Raw genomic sequence first — 16,887 nt, 5'->3', positions numbered from 1 at the left:
ACCGACGTTGTGCCTCTTCTTCGAGGTTGCCCTGACTGTCTCTACCATCCCCCATTTGGCGCAGGAGAGTGCACTCGGGGTCGACCATTGGGCCTATCGGCGGCACTCAGTGCCGCCAACTTCCTCATCCTGCCCCCTCCACCCCGGCAACTGGAAGTGCTGTGTGACCTTCATGACTCATTTGATCGATCATTTTTTACGGTCAGTCTGAAGTCCAGTGCCGTGCAGCGCCGCCCCGCCGAGACCGTACGCACGGCCTGTCCGATGGCCTTGCGCGATCCGACCAGCACGACCAGCTGTTTGGCCCGGGTGACGGCCGTATACAACAGGTTCCGCTGGAGCATCATCCACGCGCTCGTCGTGACCGGGATCACCACGGCCGGATACTCACTTCCCTGCGACCGGTGAATTGTCACCGCATACGCGTGCGCCAGCTCGTCCAGTTCATCGAATTCGTACGGAACCTCCTCGTCCTCGTCCGTCAGCACCGTGAGGCTCTGTTCCACCGGGTCGAGTGAGGTGACGACGCCGACCGTGCCGTTGAAGACGCCGTTGGCGCCCTTCTCGTAGTTGTTGCGGATCTGGGTGACCTTGTCGCCGACCCGGAAGACCCGGCCGCCGAACCGCTTCTCCGCGAGGTCGGGCCGGCCGGGCGTGATCGCCTGCTGCAGCAGTCCGTTGAGGTTGCCCGCGCCCGCAGGTCCCCGGTGCATGGGCGCGAGCACCTGTACGTCCCGGCGCGGGTCGAGCCCGAACCTGGCCGGAATCCGACGCGCCACCACGTCCACGGTGAGCCGTCCGACCTCCTCCGTGTCGTCCTCGACGAAGAGGAAGAAGTCCTTCATGCCGTCGGTGAGCGGCTGCTGCCCGGAGTTGATCCGGTGTGCGTTGGTGATCACGCCGGACTGCTGGGCCTGCCGGAACACGCGCGTGAGGCGCACTGCGGGAATGGGACCGCCCTCGGCCAGCATGTCCCGCAGCACCTCGCCGGCGCCGACGCTGGGGAGTTGGTCCACATCGCCGACGAAGAGGAGGTGGGCTCCCGGGGGTACGGCCTTGACGAGCTTGTTGGCGAGGAGGAGGTCGAGCATGGAGGCCTCGTCGACCACGACCAGGTCCGCGTCCAGGGGACGGTCCTTGTCGTAGGCGGCATCGCCCCCGGGCTTCAGCTCCAGCAGCCGGTGGACTGTCGATGCCTCGGCACCGGTGAGTTCGGCAAGTCGCTTGGCGGCACGGCCGGTTGGGGCGGCGAGGACGACCTTGGCCTTCTTCGCGCGGGCCAGCTCGACGATCGAACGCACGGTGAACGACTTCCCGCAACCGGGCCCGCCGGTCAGTACGGCGACCTTCTTCGTCAACGCGAGCCGGACGGCGGCCTCTTGCTCGGGCGCAAGCTCCACACCCGTCCTCCCCTTCAGCCAGCCCAGCGCCTTGTCCCAGGCCACGTCGTGGAAGCCGGGCATACGGTCCGCCGCCGTGTGCAGGAGGCGGCGGAGCTGGGCGGCGAGGGAGAGTTCGGCACGGTGGAAGGGGACGAGGTAGACGGCGGTGACGGGGTCGGGGCTGCCGTCGGGACCCGGGACCTTCTCCCGTACGACACCGGGGTCGCCCGACTCCTCGTCCGGGAGGGCGAGTTCGGCGAGGCACTCGATGACGAGGCCGGTGTCGACCTGCAGCAGCTTCACCGCGTCGGCGATCAGCCGCTCCTCGGGGAGATAGCAGTTGCCCTGGTCGGTGGCCTGGGAGAGGGCGTACTGCAGCCCCGCCTTGACGCGCTCCGGACTGTCATGGGGAATCCCGACGGACTGGGCGATCTTGTCGGCGGTGAGAAAGCCGATGCCCCAGACGTCGGAGGCGAGGCGGTACGGCTGGTTCTTGACGACGGAGATCGACGCGTCGCCGTACTTCTTGTAAATGCGCACGGCGATGGACGTGGACACCTCGACGGTCTGGAGGAAGAGCATGACCTCCTTGATCGCCTTCTGCTCCTCCCAGGCGTCGGCGATCTTCTTGGTCCGCTTGGGCCCGAGCCCCGGCACCTCGATCAGCCGCTTCGGCTCCTCCTCGATGATCTGGAGGGTGTCCATGCCGAAGTGCTGGGTGATGCGGTCGGCGAAGACGGGTCCGATGCCCTTGACGAGGCCGGAGCCGAGGTAGCGGCGGATGCCCTGGATCGTGGCCGGGAGGACCGTCGTGTAGTTCTCCACGGTGAACTGCTTGCCGTACTGCGGGTGCGACCCCCAACGGCCCTCCATCCGGAGGGATTCGCCGGCCTGCGCACCGAGGAGCGCGCCTACGACCGTGAGCAGATCGCCGCCGCCGCGGCCGGTGTCGACACGGGCGACCGTGTAGCCGTTCTCCTCGTTGGCGTAGGTGATCCGCTCCAGGACACCTTCGAGGACGGCGAGGCGGCGCTCGCCTGTGGGGTTCCCCGGGGGTGTCGGCTGCTGGGTGGGCATGGGTCGACGGTACCGGGAGGGTGTGACAGTGCTCAGGGGAGTCGGCTGAGGGGGTGCTGCTTGAGGGCTTCGACGAAGGCGGTGAAGGCGGGGGTGGGGAAGGTGAGGGTCGCACGAGCCGGGGTCTTGGAGTCGCGTATAGCTATGTGGGCGGGGCGGTTGGCGATCTCTACGCAGGAGTTGCCGTCCCCGGCGCCTGAGTACGACGACTTCCGCCAGTGCTCGCGCATGTCCATGGAGTGCCTCACAGCTCTTTGGCCAGCCCATTAATGAAGTCACGGGACCGCTCGGGACTGAGCGACATGCCTTCTACCCTACGGAAGAGCGTTCGAAATACGCCGAGCTGGGCCTCGGAATCGACGAAAGCTGCAGCGTGAGGCGCATCGCCGACGGCCGTATCCAGCCTGGGTACGGCACCGCCTGCCAGCATCATGGCGGCCCAGGACCCGCCGAAGCCATCCAGATCGAACGGGACGACCCGCACGGTGACATTGCCCGCCTCGGAGGCTTCGAGAAGGCTGGCGAGTTGGGCCCGCGAGGCGGCGCGGTCGCTGACGCGGACGCGGAGTGCTGCCTCGTGGATGATCCCCTCGTAGGGTTTGGGATCGGGGCCTTCGAGGATCACCTTGCGCTGTATCCGGTGCCGCACGCGCAACTCCAGGTCTCCATCGGGGAGTTCAGGGATCCTGTCGGAGAAAATGGCGCGAGCGTAATCCTCGGTCTGGAGCAGGCCGGGGATGTACTGGAACTGGATCTCACGCAGGAACGTCGCGTGATGTTCCAACTCGGCCAGGTCGAGGAAGGACGTGGGCAGGGATCCCCGGTACTCCTCCCACCAGCCTCGCGTCCGGTCGGTCGCCATGGCGACGAGGGCGTCAATCAACTCCCCATCCGTGGCTGCGTAGTTGGCCGCCAGGCGACGCAGCCGCTTTTCACTCACGCCGGCGAGGCCCGCCTCGATCTGACTGATCTGCGCGGGGCTCACTCCCAGCAGCGCCGCCCCCTCGCGGGCCGCGAGGCCTGCCGCGTCGCGGAGTCTGCGCAACTCGATCGCCAGGCGCATCTGACGTGCCGTTGGCTCGCGCCTCAATGCCACGACTGTTCCTCCCAACGCGCCGGTGGGCGCGACTCGTTCGGGGGTCAGATTACGCGACCGGCTTGCGAAACCTAAAATACTAGGCCTACCTTCAGTGATGCGACGCACACCCTGCGGAAACCCCGGGACACCGGAAGCGCACCACTCCGTCCTGCCAGGACGGCTGTGGCACTGCCACCGCCCGCGGCATCCCGCAGTCCTCCGAAATCCCCACCACCGAACCGGAGTTGCCGCATGCCCGAAAACCCGCCCGCACCCATCCCCTGGGAGTACTGCCTCCACATCCCGAACGACCCGCGTGCCGTCACCATCAGCCGCCGCACTCTCCGGCTGATCCTCACCATGCACGGCCTGATCCGACTGGCGGACACCGCCGAACTCCTCGCGACGGAGCTGGTCGCCAACGCCGTACAGCACACGAAGGGGCCCGCCGCGCTGCGGGTGGGGTGGACGGCGGGGGTACTGCGACTCGGGGCCTGGGACGCCGACCCCGAACCGCCAGAGCCGCCAAGGCAGTTGGAGGAGCTCGGTGACGCGGAGGACGGGCGCGGGCTCGCGCTGGTCCGGGCCTGTGCCGATCAGTGGGGCTGGCAGCCGCTGTCCCGGAACGGCAAGCGAGGGAAGCTCGTATGGTGCGAGCTCGCGGCCGCTTGACGAAGTCCCCGCAGTGAACGGGAGATACGTTGGCCGAGGATCCGGCACCAGCAGCGGCAGACGGCAATGGGCAACGTGTGGCGAGCTCGAATCGCGGGTGCCAGTGGCTCACATTGCAGCGCAGCACCGGCTCAGTTCGACAGGCATTGCCAGAAATCTTGCTCCGGCAGTACGACCGACTCGCCATCCCGCGTCGGACAGGCCACGTCATGGCCCTGGACGGCCGACATACCCGTCGAGAATTGGCCATACGGCCAAGATTTTTTGTCTTTAACTAGACAGTTTTTGCAAGGATTTGAAGGCTACCCTCTTCCGAATCTGTTCAAGTCCCGCACAGCGGGCGGACCTACGGGGGTGGGGAATGGCTGGGCTTTACCCAAGAGCCATCGGCAGAACGACGATGGCGCTGGCGCTCGCGGTTTCTTTGTCGGCGCTGGCCGGCAGTGCTCAGGCGGGTACGACGGGGGCGGACGTCTGCGAGCTGAGCGAGGGGGAGTTGACGGTCACCGATCTGCCTTCGGGCTCGTCCGTGATCAAGTGCGACGCGGTCGGGCGCATCGTCACCTACGACGGCACCGGACTGACAGTCCCCGAACCCGGCACCGCCGTGAGCGTCGACTCGCTGTCGACGGACGGCACGAACCACGGGTTCACGCTGGAGGTCGCCTCCACCGGCATCGTCTCCTACGACCTGACCAGTGCGAGCGTGGACCTCTCCACCGAAGGGTCCGACGCGGCCGACGTCCTGACGAACCCCGCCAGAACCGCGGGCGACCTGTCGCAGGAAGCGGACGGCACCGACGCCGACGCCTCCGACTCCAGCACGGGGGCAGAGGTGGCGGACGCGGACGCCGCCGGCTCGCCCGGCGCGTGCAGCGACGGAACGTACGCGACGAAGGACCAGAAGGAGTACGGCACCTACAACTGGTACATCGGCGATGGAGGCCTGCCCGGAGGACTGTCCAAGAGCGATGCCCTGTGGACGTTCTACGAGGCACTCGACAACATCACCGAAAGCAGCAACAACTGCGGCTACACCGACCAAGTGGGCGCGCACCAGGCCAACTTCCTCGACTACACAAGCTACGAGGCGGACATCAACACCAGCTCCCAGTGCACCTCCCGGGACGGTCTGAGCACCTGGGACGCGGGTGATCTCAAGGACACGGTCGTCGCCACGACCTGCGCGTGGACCTGGCCCACACCAGGCGTCAAGAACGATCTGCGTGAGGCCGACACCCGCTTCAACACCCACGACAACGACTTCACGAACAAGCCGACCGCCAGCTGCTCGAACAAATACGACATCCGCAGCGTCGGTACTCATGAGGCCGGGCACATCTTCGGGCTGAAGGACATCACGGGGGCACACAACAACCTCACCATGTTCGGCAGCTCGATCGAGTGCTCGACGAGAGCAAGGACGCTCGGCAAGGGGGACGTACTGGGCCTCCGAAGCATCTACTGAACCGGAGCGGACGCTCCAAGAGGAGGCTGGATGAAAGCCGTACTCCCGGTCGGCAGGACGGCGGCCGTGTGGGCATCACTGACAGCGGTCCTGGCCACGATGTCCGTTGCCTGTACATCGTCGAGCAACAGCAGCGACGACGGCGAGTCCGCGTCGTCCTGCGCATACGTGGTCGACTACCGGAGTCATCGGTACTCGGGCGCGGAGGCCAAGGGCTTCACCGTCGGGGACAAGCTGGGTGCCGCCACCCTTCCCCCGTGCGACGACACGCCGGGCGATGACAGTGACGGCCAGACGGCGCCGACCTCGACGACCGCCTATGCGATCAAGGGAGTGGATCCGAGCGTCGCCATCGCGCTGGACCAGTCGTCCGACGACGACGTCATCTTCGTCAACGTCGACTCCGACAAGAAGCTGCCCGAGATCAAGAAACTGATCCAGCACTCTTGACGCCAGGTGTGGAGCGCCGCGTGAGCCGCGCTCCACACCTGGCGCATGGCCCGCCGGGGACTCGCCCGCGCCTGAACACGGTTCATCACAATCCGGTCTCACCCCCTTGTTAACTCGCATGTAATCGATTCCAATCCTCCATGTAATCGATTCCACAAGGAGGTGGAGCGGCGATGGCGAGCATCAAGGACGTCGCTGCCGAGGCCGGGGTTTCCGTGGCCACGGTGTCGCGGGTCCTGAACGACCATCCGTCGGTCAGTGACGACGCACGCACGCGCGTGCTGGCCGCCGTCGAGGCGCTGGGCTACCGCCCGAACGCCGTCGCCCGTTCGCTGCGCACCGATCAGACCCGAACTCTTGGGCTGGTCATCAGCGACGTGCTCAACCCCTACTTCACCGAACTCGCCCGCTCCGTCGAGGAGGAGGCCCGCGCCCTCGGGTACAGCGTCATCATCGGGAACGCCGACGAGCGGCCGGAGCTGCAGGACCACCACGTGCGGACCCTGCTGGACCGCCGTATCGACGGTCTTCTGCTCTCCCCCACCGAGGGCGGCTCCCCCGGCATGCTGGACGCCGCCCGCGCCGGCACGCCCATGGTGTTCGTGGACCGGTGGATCCCGGGCGTGGACGTGCCCGTCGTGCGGGCCGACGGGCGGGCCGCGATCCGGGATCTCGTCGCGCATCTGCACCGGCTCGGGCATCGCCGGCTCGCCATCATCGCGGGGCCCGCTGCCACCACCACCGGCAGTGAGCGCGTCGCCGCCTTTCGGGACGCGCTCGCCGAGTACGGGATTCCCCTTCCCGACGAGTACATCGGGCAGGGCGACTTCCAGGCCGAGAGCGGGCGGCGGGTGACTGAAGGGTTTCTCGATCTGGCCGAGCCGCCGGAAGTCGTCTTCGCCGCCGACAACCTGATGGCCCTGGGTGCCCTGGACGCCGTACGCGCGCGTGGGCTGCGGGTTCCCGACGACCTCGCGCTGGCCGCGTTCGACGACATCCGGTGGTTCGTGCACACCGATCCGCCGATCACCGCGATCGCCCAGCCCACCGGTGACCTGGGGCGAGCCGCCGTGCGCGCCCTTGTCGACCGGATCGAGGGGCGGGTGCCGGAGTCCGTCACCCTTCCCGCGCGGCTGGTCGTGCGCCGCTCGTGCGGTGAGCCGTATCCCGGACGGCCCCCTGTTCCGCCGGGCCCCGACACCGCCCCGCCCCCCGATCGACCGGGCCCCGCCCCCACCCCGAGCCGGGCACCCGGCCCCCCGCAACCCCCTGTTCAACCTGTTCAACCTGTTCGAAGGAGCAAGTCGTGAGCAACGACGACGAGTTGCTGCGCATCGAGGGCATCCGCAAGACCTTCCCCGGTGTCGTCGCGCTGGACGGCGTCGACTTCGATCTGCGCCGGGGCGAGGTCCATGTGCTGCTCGGTGAGAACGGTGCGGGCAAGAGCACCCTCATCAAGATGCTCTCCGGTGCTTATCGTCCTGACGGCGGTCGGATCCTGGCCGGTGGCGAGGAAGTGCGCATCCACAGTGCGCAGGACTCCGCGCACCTCGGGATCGCCACCATCTACCAGGAGTTCAACCTCGTTCCCGATCTGACGGTCGCCGAGAATATTTTTCTGGGGCGGCAGCCGCGGCGCCTCGGGATGATCGACCGGAAGCGGATGGAGGCCGACGCCGCCGTTCTGCTGGAGCGGGTGGGTGTGCAGGTGTCGCCGCGCGCTCGGGTGCGTGAACTCGGTATCGCGCGGCTCCAGATGGTCGAGATCGCGAAGGCACTCAGCCTCCACGCGCGTGTGCTGATCATGGACGAACCTACCGCCGTCCTCACCTCGGAAGAGGTCGAGAAGCTGTTCTCCATCGTGCGTCAACTGCGCGCCGACGGTGTCGGGATCGTGTTCATCACCCATCACCTTGAAGAGATCGCCGCCATCGGCGACCGCGTCACCGTCATCCGGGACGGGAAGAGCGTGGGGGAGGTGCCGGCCACCACGCCCGAGGACGAGCTCGTACGGCTCATGGTCGGGCGGTCCATCGAGCAGCAGTATCCGCGTGAACGGGCCGACGCCGGCGCCGCGTTGCTCTCCGTCGAAGGGCTCACCCGGGACGGTGTGTTCCACGACATCAGCTTCGAGGTGCGGGCCGGTGAGGTCGTCGGTATCGCCGGGCTCGTCGGGGCGGGTCGTACCGAAGTCGTACGGGCTGTCTTCGGGGCCGACCCGTACGACCAGGGGGCGGTCACTGTCTCCGGTGACCTGATCCCCAAGCACGACGTCAACGCGGCCATGACCGCCGGCATCGGGCTCGTGCCCGAGGACCGCAAAGGCCAGGGGCTCGTGCTCGACCAGTCCGTGGAGGAGAACCTCGGGCTCGTCACCATGCGGGCCGCCACCAAGGGTGGACTTGTCGACCTCAAGGGGCAGCGGGCCGCCGCCGCGCGGATCGCGAAGCAGCTCGGCGTGCGGATGGCCGGACTCGGCCAACAGGTACGGACGTTGTCCGGCGGCAACCAGCAGAAGGTCGTCATCGGCAAGTGGCTCCTCGCCGACACCAAGGTGCTGATCCTCGACGAGCCGACGCGCGGTATCGACGTCGGCGCCAAGGTCGAGATCTATCAGCTGATCAATCAGCTCACCGCCGGCGGTGCCGCCGTCCTCATGATCTCCAGTGATCTGCCCGAGGTTCTCGGCATGAGCGACCGGGTGCTGGTCATGGCCCAGGGGCGCATCGCGGGCGAACTCTCCGCCGAACAGGCCACGCAGGACTCCGTGATGGCACTCGCCGTCAGCACACCCAGCACATCCAGCACACCGACCCGAGCGACCACCGCTCAAGCAACTACCGCTGTGGAGGGCCACCGTGGCCACTGACACGCTCAAGAGCACGCCGGGCGCGAGTGGCGCCTCGGTGATCCGCCGACTGCTCCTGGACAACGGGGCGTTGACCGCGCTCATCGTCCTCGTCATCGCCATGTCGGCGCTGTCCGGCGACTTCCTGACCACCGACAACCTCCTCAACGTCGGTGTCCAGGCGGCCGTGACCGCCATCCTCGCCTTCGGTGTCACCTTCGTGATCGTCTCGGCGGGCATCGACCTGTCGGTCGGTTCGGTGGCGGCCCTGTCGGCCACCGTGCTCGCCTGGAGCGCCACGCAGCACGGCGTCCCGGTCGTCCTCGCCGTCGTCCTCGCGATCGCCACGGGTATCGCGGCCGGTCTCGTCAACGGCTTCCTCATCGCCTACGGCAAACTGCCGCCGTTCATCGCGACGTTGGCGATGCTGTCGGTGGCGCGCGGTCTGTCGCTGGTGATCTCGCAGGGCTCCCCGATCGCCTTCCCCGACTCGGTCTCGCACCTCGGTGACACGCTGGGCGGCTGGCTGCCGGTGCCCGTCCTGGTGATGATCGTGATGGGGCTGATCGCCGCCTTCGTGCTCGGGCGGACGTACATCGGGCGGTCCATGTACGCGATCGGCGGCAACGAAGAGGCCGCGCGTCTCTCGGGGTTGCGCGTCTCCAAGCAGAAGCTCGCGATCTACGCCCTGTCCGGTGTGTTCGCCGCCGCCGCGGGCATCGTCCTCGCCTCCCGGCTCTCCTCCGCGCAGCCGCAGGCCGCCGACGGTTACGAACTGGACGCGATCGCCGCTGTCGTCATCGGCGGCGCCTCCCTCGCGGGCGGTACCGGCAAGGCGTCCGGCACGCTGATCGGCGCGCTGATCCTCGCGGTACTGCGCAACGGCCTCAACCTCCTTTCCGTGTCGGCCTTTTGGCAGCAGGTCGTCATCGGTGTCGTCATCGCGCTCGCGGTGCTGCTCGACACCGTGCGACGCCGGTCCGGGGCGACTCCGGTGGCGGCCGGAACGGGTGACGGCAAGGGGAAGCAGGCGCTGACGTATCTGCTGGCCGCGGTGGTGGCGGCAGCCGTCGTAGGGGCGATGTCCTTCCTGCACTCGGGGTCGTCGTCGGCGACCGACCGGAAGGTGGGACTGTCGCTGTCCACGCTGAACAACCCCTTCTACGTGCAGTTGAAGGCCGGTGCGCAGGCCGAGGCGAAGAAGCTGGGGGTGGATCTGACCGTCACCGACGCGCAGAACGACGCCTCGCAGCAGGCCAACCAGCTGCAGAACTTCACCAGTTCGGGTCTCGGCACGATCATCGTGAACCCCGTCGACTCCGACGCGGTGGCCCCCGCCGCTCGTGCCGTGAACAAGTCGGGCATCCCCCTCGTCGCCGTCGACCGGTCGGTGAACAACGCCGACACCGCCTCGCTGGTCGCCTCCGACAACGTCACCGGCGGCAAGCTCGCCGCGAAGGCGCTCGCCGACAAGCTCGGCGGCACCGGCACGATCGTCGTCCTCCAGGGCCAGGCCGGCACCTCCGCCGCCCGGGAACGCGGCGCGGGCTTCACCGAGGGCCTGAAGGCCTACCCCGGCATCAAGGTCGTCGCCTCGCAGCCCGCCGACTGGGACCGCACCAAGGGCCTGGACACCATGACCAACCTCCTGCAGGCCCACCCCGACATCAACGGAGTCTTCGCGCAGAACGACGAGATGGCGCTGGGCGCGATCAAGGCGCTGGGCTCCAAGGCCGGAAAGTCGGTCCAGGTCGTCGGTTTCGACGGCACTCCGGACGGGCTCACCGCGGTCAAGGCGGGCACTCTGTACGCGTCCGTGGCACAACAGCCGACGGAACTCGGCAAAATCGCTGTGGAGAACGCGCTGAAGGTCGCCGAGGGCAAGTCGGTCGAGAAGTCGGTGATGGTGCCCGTGAAGGTGGTCACCAAGGAGAACGTGGCCGGATTCACCGGCTGACAGCGGACAGGACACCACGCCAAGTCACCAGGCCAAGTCACCACTGTGGGGAGTCAATTGATGTACGACTACGACCTCCTGGTCGTGGGATCGGCCAACGCCGACCTCGTGATCGGCGTCGAGCGGCGGCCGGGCGCCGGCGAGACGGTCCTCGGTTCCGACCTGACCGTCCACCCCGGCGGCAAGGGTGCCAACCAGGCGGTCGCCGCCGCCCGGCTCGGTGCCCGTACGGTCCTGCTGGCCCGGGTCGGCGACGACGCGCACGGCCGGCTGCTGCTCGACTCGCAGCGGGCCGCCGGTGTCGACACGGTCGGCGTGCTGGTCGGCGGCGCCCCGACCGGGGTCGCGCTGATCACGGTGGACCCGTCCGGCGACAACAGCATCGTGGTGTCGCCGGGGGCCAACGGGAAGCTGTTCCCCGTGGACATCCAGGCCGCCGCGTGTCTCTTCCAGGCCGCCCGGGTGGTCTCCGTACAGCTGGAGATCCCGCTGGAGACGGTCGTGGAGGTCGTACGGAACCTGGCGGACGGCAGCCGCTTCGTGCTGAACCCGTCGCCGCCCCGGCCGCTGCCGTCCGAACTCCTGGCCGCCTGCGACCCGTTGATCGTCAACGAGCACGAGGCGAAGGTGATCCTCGGGGACGCGTGTGTGAGCGAGCGGCCCGAGGACTGGGCGCGGATCCTGCTGGCGAAGGGGCCGCGTTCGGTGGTCGTGACGCTGGGCGCGGAGGGTGCGCTGGTGGCCTCGCGGGAGGGGGTCACCCGGGTGCCGTCCGTGAAGGTGGACGCCGTGGACACGACGGGCGCGGGCGATGCCTTCACCGCGGCGCTTGCCTGGAAGCTGGGCGCGGGTGCGTCGCTGGAGGAGGCCGCGGCGTACGCGGCACGGGTCGGGGCGGCGGCCGTCACCAGGAAGGGCGCGCAGGAGTCCTTCCCGACGGCTGACGAGGTCGCCGCGCTGTGAAGAAGGCAGGGATTCTCAACCGTCATCTCTCCGGTGCGCTGGCCGAGTTGGGGCACGGGGACGGGGTGCTGGTGTGCGATGCCGGGATGCCGATCCCGAAGGGTCCCCGGGTGGTGGACCTGGCGTTCCGGGCCGGGGTGCCGTCGTTCGCGGAGGTGCTGGACGGGCTGCTGGCCGAGCTGGTGGTGGAGGGAGCGACAGCGGCGAGTGAGGTGCGCGGCGCCAACCGGGCGGCCACCGCTCTGCTCGACTCGCGCTTCCCCGACCTCGACCTCGTCTCCCACGAGAGGCTCAAGGAGCTGTCGGCGGGCGCGCGGCTGGTCGTACGGACGGGCGAGGCGCGGCCGTACGCGAACGTGCTGTTGCGGTGCGGGGTGTTCTTCTAGAGACCATAAATTCGAGGGGGCCCGGTCCGTCGACCAAGCCCCCTCGGGTTTTCCCCTCCAACATCAGAACCCCTCGTGATCCCCCCAGATCCCCCTCCAAGAGTCCTGATGCCTAGTACGACCCACGTACTGGGCGGAGGGTTGTACGACATCTTGAGAATTCTTCAAGACGGCTTCCGGGTGCCGAACAAACCGGGCACACGTAGCGTTTGAGACATGAGCGAAGACTCTGCTACGGCCTTCCAGGACGACGTCCTAGACGAGCTGGGCGGCGACAAGGTCCAGGAGATCGCGGGGCTGCTGGGCACGGACGAGACGGGTGCGCGGGAGGTCGTCGGTACGACGGTCTCGGCGCTGTCCGGCGAGGCGGCGACCGTCGAGACGCCTCAGGAGGCTCCCCTCCAGGGCGTGGTCACGCTGGGCGGTTTCGCGACCGGCGGGCTCATGGCCGGGGTGCTGGCCAAGGCGGCCAAGCCGGTGGCGAACGCGGTGGCCAAGAAAACGGGGCTGCCGCCGGCGACCGTCACGCGGGTCGTCGAGATGCTGATCCCGGCCGTACTCGCGGTGCTCACGAAGCGGGCGGCGAAGAAGAAGTAACCCGCGCGGTGCGGATCTTGGCAGGTGGGTACGGCATACTCCTGACCTCCTGCCCCACCCCGGATCGAACGGGGTGGGGCAGGGCTCAGGGGTGTGTCGAGCGGTGGTCGGTCGGCGTCAGCGGACGGTGACCGAGACACCCTTGGACACGGTGGCGCCGTCCTTGACGCGCAGGACCTGGACGCCCTTCTTCTGGAACTTGTCGGTCAGCTTGTAGGCGCTGTGGCTGACCTTGGCGGTCACGGGCAGGGACTTCCAGGTGGCGCCCGTCTTGAGCTGGAGCGTCACCTTGCTGCCCTCCTTCAGACCGGCGGTCTTGCCGGTGAAGGTGACCGGGTCGCCGAGCTTCACGGCGGCGTGGTTGGCCTTGAGGGTGATGCTCGGCGCCGGGGCGGCGACGGCGGCGGTGGTGCCGACGGCGACGAGCGCGGCGGAGACCACGGACACGGCTGCGATTCGCACGTTCACAGATAACTCCTCGTTGCGTTTCTCGAATTACTTCTCTTATGCATCTCTCAGGCTTCTCTCATACAAGAAAAAGCCCGGAAGACCGCGCTTCCGGGCTTTATCCCGGGCCCGCGGTGAGCACGATCCTATAGACACGACCTGGGGAGATACGGTTCCGGAAGGCTCCGAAAAACGTGAATCGACAGGTCAGTCACAGGAATTGCGTGCATCGCACGGACCCTGATCTGCATTTATATAGAGGAGCTGTGTGAAGGTGACTCTCACATTTGCCGGGTCACATGTTCCACAAACCGCGCCGCCGTCTCGGCGAGCACCTCGCGCCCGTCCCGTGCCCACAGCGCGTCGTTGAACAGCTCGACCTCGATGGGACCGGTGTATCCGGCCGCCTCGACGTACGCCTTCCACTCCCGCATGTCGATCGAGCCGTCCCCGATCTGCCCGCGGCCGTTCAGCACGCCCTCCGGCAGCGGGGTGGTCCAGTCGGCGAGCTGGAAGGTGTGGATACGGCCGCCCGCGCCCGCCCGGGCGATCTGCTCGGGCGCCCGGTCGTCCCACCAGATGTGGTACGTGTCCACCGTGACGCCGACCTGCCGCGCGGGGAAACGCTCGGCCAGGTCGAGGGCCTGGGCGAGCGTCGAGACCACACAGCGGTCGGAGGCGAACATGGGGTGCAACGGCTCGATGGCCAGCCGTACGCCCCGCTCCTCGGCGTAGGGCCCCAGCTCGCCCAGCGCGTCGGCGATCCGCTCCCGCGCGCCGTGCAGGTCCTTGGAACCGGCCGGCAGCCCGCCGGACACGAGCACGAGGGTGTCCGTGCCGAGCGTGGCCGCCTCGTCGACGGCCCTGCGGTTGTCGTCCAGGGCCCGGGCACGCTCGTCCGGGTCGATCGCCGTGAAGAAGCCGCCCCTGCACAACGTTGTCACCGCGAGCCCCGCGTCGCGGACCAGTTTCGCGGTGGCCTCCAGGCCGTACGACTGGACCGGCTCGCGCCACAGGCCGACGCCGGGGACGCCCAACTCCAGGCAGGCGTCGACCAGTTCGGGAATCGACAGCTGCTTGACCGTCATCTGGTTGATGGAGAAGCGGGACAGGTCGGGATCGCTCACTGGGTCACTCCGTACAGGGCGAGCAGGTTCTTCATCCGTTCCTCCGCGAGCTTCGGGTCGGGGAACAGGCCCAGGCCGTCGGCGAGTTCGTAGGCGCGGGCGAAGTGCGGGAGGGAGCGGGCGGATTGGAGGCCGCCGACCATGGTGAAGTGCGACTGGTGGCCCGCGAGCCAGGCCAGGAACACCACGCCCGTCTTGTAGAAGCGGGTCGGTGTCTGGAAGAGGTGGCGGGACAACTCGACGGTGGGGTCGAGGAGTTCACGGAAGCCGGCCGTGTTCCCGGTGTCCAGGACGCGGACAGCCTCCGCCGCCAGCGGGCCGAGCGGGTCGAAGATGCCGAGCAGGGCGTGGCTGAAGCCCTGGTCGTCGCCCGCGATCAGCTCGGGGTAGTTGAAGTCGTCGCCGGTGTAGCAGCGGACGCCCTTCGGCAGTCGGCGCCGGATGTCGATCTCCCGCTGAGCCTCCAGGAGCGACACCTTGATGCCGTCCACCTTGTCGGGGTGGGCCGCGATGACTTCGAGGAACGTGTCGGTGGCCGCGTCCAGGTCGGACGAGCCCCAGTAGCCCTCCAGGGCCGGGTCGAACATCGGGCCCAGCCAGTGCAGGACGACGGGCTCGGCGGACTGGCGCAGGAGGTGACCGTAGACCTCCAGGTAGTCCTCGGGTCCCTTCGCGACGGCCGCGAGCGCCCGCGAAGCCATCAGGATGGCCTGCGCGCCGGACTCCTCGACGAGGGCCAACTGCTCCTCGTACGCGGCCTGTACGTCGGCCAGGGTGCCGCCGGTGATCTGGTCGGTGCCGACACCGCAGGCGATCCGGCCGCCAACGGCCTTGGCCTCGGCGGCACTTCGGCGGATCAGCTCGGCCGCGCCCGCCCAGTCCAGGCCCATCCCGCGCTGGGCGGTGTCCATCGCCTCGGCGACACCGAGCCCGTGCGACCACAGGTGGCGGCGGAAGGCGAGGGTGGCGTCCCAGTCGACGGCGGCGGGCGAGTCGGGGCTCGTGTCGGCGAACGGGTCCGCGACGACATGCGCCGCCGAGAACACCGTACGCGAGGTGAAGGGGGTGCCGGAGGTGACGGCGAAGGGTTCGGGACGGGGTTCGTAGGGCCGCAACCCGCCCTTGAAGTCCGGGAGTTGGATGGTCACAGGGTGATCTCCGGTACGTCGAAACGGCGGCCCTCGGCGGACGACTTCAGGCCCAGCTCGGCGAGCTGGACGCCGCGGGCGCCGGCCAGGAGGTCCCAGTGGTAGGGGGCGTCGGCGTAGACGTGGCGGAGGAACAGCTCCCACTGGGCCTTGAAGCCGTTGTCGAACTCGGTGTTGTCCGGCACTTCCTGCCACTGGTCGCGGAAGACCTCGGTGACGGGGAGGTCCGGGTTCCAGACCGGCTTGGGGGTGGAACTGCGGTGCTGGGCACGGCAGTTGCGCAGCCCGGCGACGGCCGAGCCCTCGGTCCCGTCGACCTGGAACTCGACGAGCTCGTCGCGGTTGACACGGACGGCCCAGGAGGAGTTGATCTGGGCGATGGCGCCGCTGTCGAGCTCGAAGATGCCGTAGGCGGAGTCGTCGGCGGTGGCGTCGTAGGGCTTGCCGTTCTCGTCCCAGCGCTGCGGGATGTGGGTGGCGGCGATGGCCTGGACGGACTTCACGCGGCCGAACAGCTCGTGGAGGACGTACTCCCAGTGCGGGAACATGTCGACGACGATGCCGCCGCCGTCCTCCGAGCGGTAGTTCCACGACGGGCGCTGGGCACTCTGCCAGTCGCCCTCGAAGACCCAGTAGCCGAACTCGCCCCGGATGGACAGGATCCGGCCGAAGAAGCCGCCGTCGATGAGCCGCTTCAGCTTGAGCAGGCCGGGGAGGAACAGCTTGTCCTGGACGACGCCGTGCTTGATGCCGGCGGCGTCGGCGAGGCGGGCGAGTTCCAGCGCGCCCTCGAAGTCGGTGGCCGTCGGCTTCTCGGTGTAGATGTGCTTCCCGGCCGCGATGGCCTTCTTGAGCGCCCCCTCGCGGGCCGAGGTCACCTGGGAGTCGAAGTAGATGTCCACGGTCGGGTCGGCGAGGACCGCGTCGACGTCCGTGGAGATGTTCTCCGGGTCCAGTCCGTGCTGCTCGGCAAGCGCCTTCAGCGCGTGCTCACGGCGGCCGACGAGGATCGGTTCCGGCCACAGCACGGTTCCGTCGCCGAGGTCTAGACCACCCTGCTCTCGTAGTGCGAGGATCGAGCGGACGAGGTGCTGTCGGTAGCCCATGCGCCCGGTCACGCCGTTCATGGCGATACGCACCGTCTTGCGTGTCACGTGTTTCCCTTCGTCCACATGCGTCTCCACGCATGTCTCACCGCATGTCCCATGCATGCAGCAAGCGCTTTCTATATATGCAGAAGCTAGCCTTTGCCCACTGGTCTGTACAAGACCGTGATGGGGTCGAGTT

The 16,887-nt window shown here is 68.2% G+C and carries 16 protein-coding genes; 9 read left to right on the top strand and 7 right to left on the bottom strand.

Going from position 1 to position 16,887, the window contains the following annotated elements:
- Positions 1–170: 170 nt before the first annotated feature.
- Genes recD2 through OO70_RS14155 form a run of 3 tightly spaced genes read right to left on the bottom strand, consistent with a single transcriptional unit; the run spans position 171 to position 3,555 of the window.
- Positions 171–2,459, bottom strand: coding sequence for an SF1B family DNA helicase RecD2 (gene recD2, locus OO70_RS14165; RefSeq protein WP_043669473.1), 2,289 nt, complete (start codon positions 2,457–2,459; stop codon positions 171–173).
- 32 nt (positions 2,460–2,491) lie between these two features.
- Entirely contained in the window at positions 2,492–2,695 is a 204-nt protein-coding gene (locus OO70_RS14160) for a DUF397 domain-containing protein (protein WP_043669470.1), read from the bottom strand.
- Between the two features lie 8 nt (positions 2,696–2,703).
- A complete protein-coding gene (locus tag OO70_RS14155) occupies positions 2,704–3,555 on the bottom strand; it encodes a helix-turn-helix domain-containing protein (RefSeq protein WP_106971677.1) in 852 nt (283 codons plus the stop codon).
- A 234-nt stretch (positions 3,556–3,789) separates the two neighbouring features.
- Between OO70_RS14155 and OO70_RS14150 the strand changes: the two genes are divergently transcribed.
- The 9 genes from OO70_RS14150 to OO70_RS14110 all read left to right on the top strand — a co-directional run bounded on the left by OO70_RS14150 (position 3,790) and on the right by OO70_RS14110 (position 12,878).
- A complete protein-coding gene (locus tag OO70_RS14150) occupies positions 3,790–4,209 on the top strand; it encodes an ATP-binding protein (protein WP_043669466.1) in 420 nt (139 codons plus the stop codon).
- A gap of 361 nt (positions 4,210–4,570) precedes the next feature.
- Complete coding sequence (locus OO70_RS14145; protein WP_043669462.1) at positions 4,571–5,677, top strand: zinc metalloprotease; 1,107 nt, start codon at positions 4,571–4,573, stop codon at positions 5,675–5,677.
- Positions 5,678–5,707: 30 nt separating this feature from the next.
- Positions 5,708–6,127 carry a DUF6281 family protein gene (locus OO70_RS14140; protein ID WP_051741182.1) on the top strand — a complete coding sequence of 140 codons (420 nt, stop codon included), beginning with the start codon at positions 5,708–5,710 and terminating at the stop codon, positions 6,125–6,127.
- Between the two features lie 173 nt (positions 6,128–6,300).
- Positions 6,301–7,437 (top strand): LacI family DNA-binding transcriptional regulator, encoded by a 1,137-nt coding sequence (locus OO70_RS14135; RefSeq protein WP_078651399.1) that lies wholly within the window; start codon positions 6,301–6,303, stop codon positions 7,435–7,437.
- Positions 7,434–8,996, top strand: a complete 1,563-nt coding sequence (locus OO70_RS14130; RefSeq protein WP_043669459.1) for a sugar ABC transporter ATP-binding protein — start codon at positions 7,434–7,436, stop codon at positions 8,994–8,996. The genes OO70_RS14135 and OO70_RS14130 overlap by 4 nt, the downstream gene beginning before the upstream one ends.
- The gene (locus OO70_RS14125; RefSeq protein WP_043669456.1) at positions 8,986–10,932 is read left to right on the top strand and encodes an ABC transporter permease/substrate-binding protein; all 1,947 of its coding nucleotides are present in this window, start codon (positions 8,986–8,988) and stop codon (positions 10,930–10,932) included. The genes OO70_RS14130 and OO70_RS14125 overlap by 11 nt, the downstream gene beginning before the upstream one ends.
- Before the next feature lie 60 nt (positions 10,933–10,992).
- Positions 10,993–11,895 (top strand): ribokinase, encoded by a 903-nt coding sequence (locus OO70_RS14120; protein WP_043669453.1) that lies wholly within the window; start codon positions 10,993–10,995, stop codon positions 11,893–11,895.
- On the top strand, positions 11,892–12,281 hold the full coding sequence (rbsD, locus tag OO70_RS14115; RefSeq protein WP_043669450.1) for a D-ribose pyranase: 390 nt from the start codon (positions 11,892–11,894) through the stop codon (positions 12,279–12,281). Before OO70_RS14120 ends, rbsD begins: the two co-directional genes overlap by 4 nt.
- A 216-nt stretch (positions 12,282–12,497) precedes the next feature.
- Positions 12,498–12,878, top strand: coding sequence for a DUF937 domain-containing protein (locus OO70_RS14110; protein ID WP_043669447.1), 381 nt, complete (start codon positions 12,498–12,500; stop codon positions 12,876–12,878).
- Between the two features lie 117 nt (positions 12,879–12,995).
- On the opposite strand, the gene OO70_RS14105 is transcribed toward OO70_RS14110, so the two are convergent.
- From OO70_RS14105 to OO70_RS14090, 4 genes are all read right to left on the bottom strand, one after another.
- The gene (locus OO70_RS14105; RefSeq protein ID WP_043669444.1) at positions 12,996–13,346 is read right to left on the bottom strand and encodes a hypothetical protein; all 351 of its coding nucleotides are present in this window, start codon (positions 13,344–13,346) and stop codon (positions 12,996–12,998) included.
- 260 nt (positions 13,347–13,606) lie between these two features.
- The gene (locus OO70_RS14100; protein WP_051741227.1) at positions 13,607–14,413 is read right to left on the bottom strand and encodes a sugar phosphate isomerase/epimerase family protein; all 807 of its coding nucleotides are present in this window, start codon (positions 14,411–14,413) and stop codon (positions 13,607–13,609) included.
- Positions 14,414–14,448: 35 nt separating this feature from the next.
- Entirely contained in the window at positions 14,449–15,600 is a 1,152-nt protein-coding gene (locus tag OO70_RS14095; protein WP_043669439.1) for a dihydrodipicolinate synthase family protein, read from the bottom strand.
- Positions 15,597–16,754, bottom strand: a complete 1,158-nt coding sequence (locus OO70_RS14090; protein ID WP_043669918.1) for a Gfo/Idh/MocA family protein — start codon at positions 16,752–16,754, stop codon at positions 15,597–15,599. Before OO70_RS14090 ends, OO70_RS14095 begins: the two co-directional genes overlap by 4 nt.
- Positions 16,755–16,887 lie beyond the last annotated feature (133 nt).

Origin of the sequence: Streptomyces xylophagus, from assembly GCF_000716435.1 — a bacterium.
GTDB classification, from domain to species: Bacteria; Actinomycetota; Actinomycetes; order Streptomycetales; family Streptomycetaceae; genus Streptomyces; species Streptomyces xylophagus.
This window is presented reverse-complemented; position numbering and strand designations above follow the sequence as displayed.

What these genes read in the sequence shown, in the direction of transcription:
- OO70_RS14145 (WP_043669462.1), top strand. Translation starts at nt 4,571, where the DNA reads ATGGCTGGGCTTTACCCAAGAGCCATCGGCAGAACGACGATGGCGCTG.
- OO70_RS14110 (WP_043669447.1), top strand. Translation starts at nt 12,498, where the DNA reads ATGAGCGAAGACTCTGCTACGGCCTTCCAGGACGACGTCCTAGACGAG.
- OO70_RS14150 (WP_043669466.1), top strand. Translation starts at nt 3,790, where the DNA reads ATGCCCGAAAACCCGCCCGCACCCATCCCCTGGGAGTACTGCCTCCAC.
- OO70_RS14120 (WP_043669453.1), top strand. Translation starts at nt 10,993, where the DNA reads ATGTACGACTACGACCTCCTGGTCGTGGGATCGGCCAACGCCGACCTC.
- recD2 (WP_043669473.1), bottom strand. Translation starts at nt 2,459, where the DNA reads ATGCCCACCCAGCAGCCGACACCCCCGGGGAACCCCACAGGCGAGCGC.
- OO70_RS14140 (WP_051741182.1), top strand. Translation starts at nt 5,708, where the DNA reads ATGAAAGCCGTACTCCCGGTCGGCAGGACGGCGGCCGTGTGGGCATCA.
- OO70_RS14100 (WP_051741227.1), bottom strand. Translation starts at nt 14,413, where the DNA reads ATGACGGTCAAGCAGCTGTCGATTCCCGAACTGGTCGACGCCTGCCTG.
- OO70_RS14160 (WP_043669470.1), bottom strand. Translation starts at nt 2,695, where the DNA reads ATGGACATGCGCGAGCACTGGCGGAAGTCGTCGTACTCAGGCGCCGGG.
- OO70_RS14135 (WP_078651399.1), top strand. Translation starts at nt 6,301, where the DNA reads ATGGCGAGCATCAAGGACGTCGCTGCCGAGGCCGGGGTTTCCGTGGCC.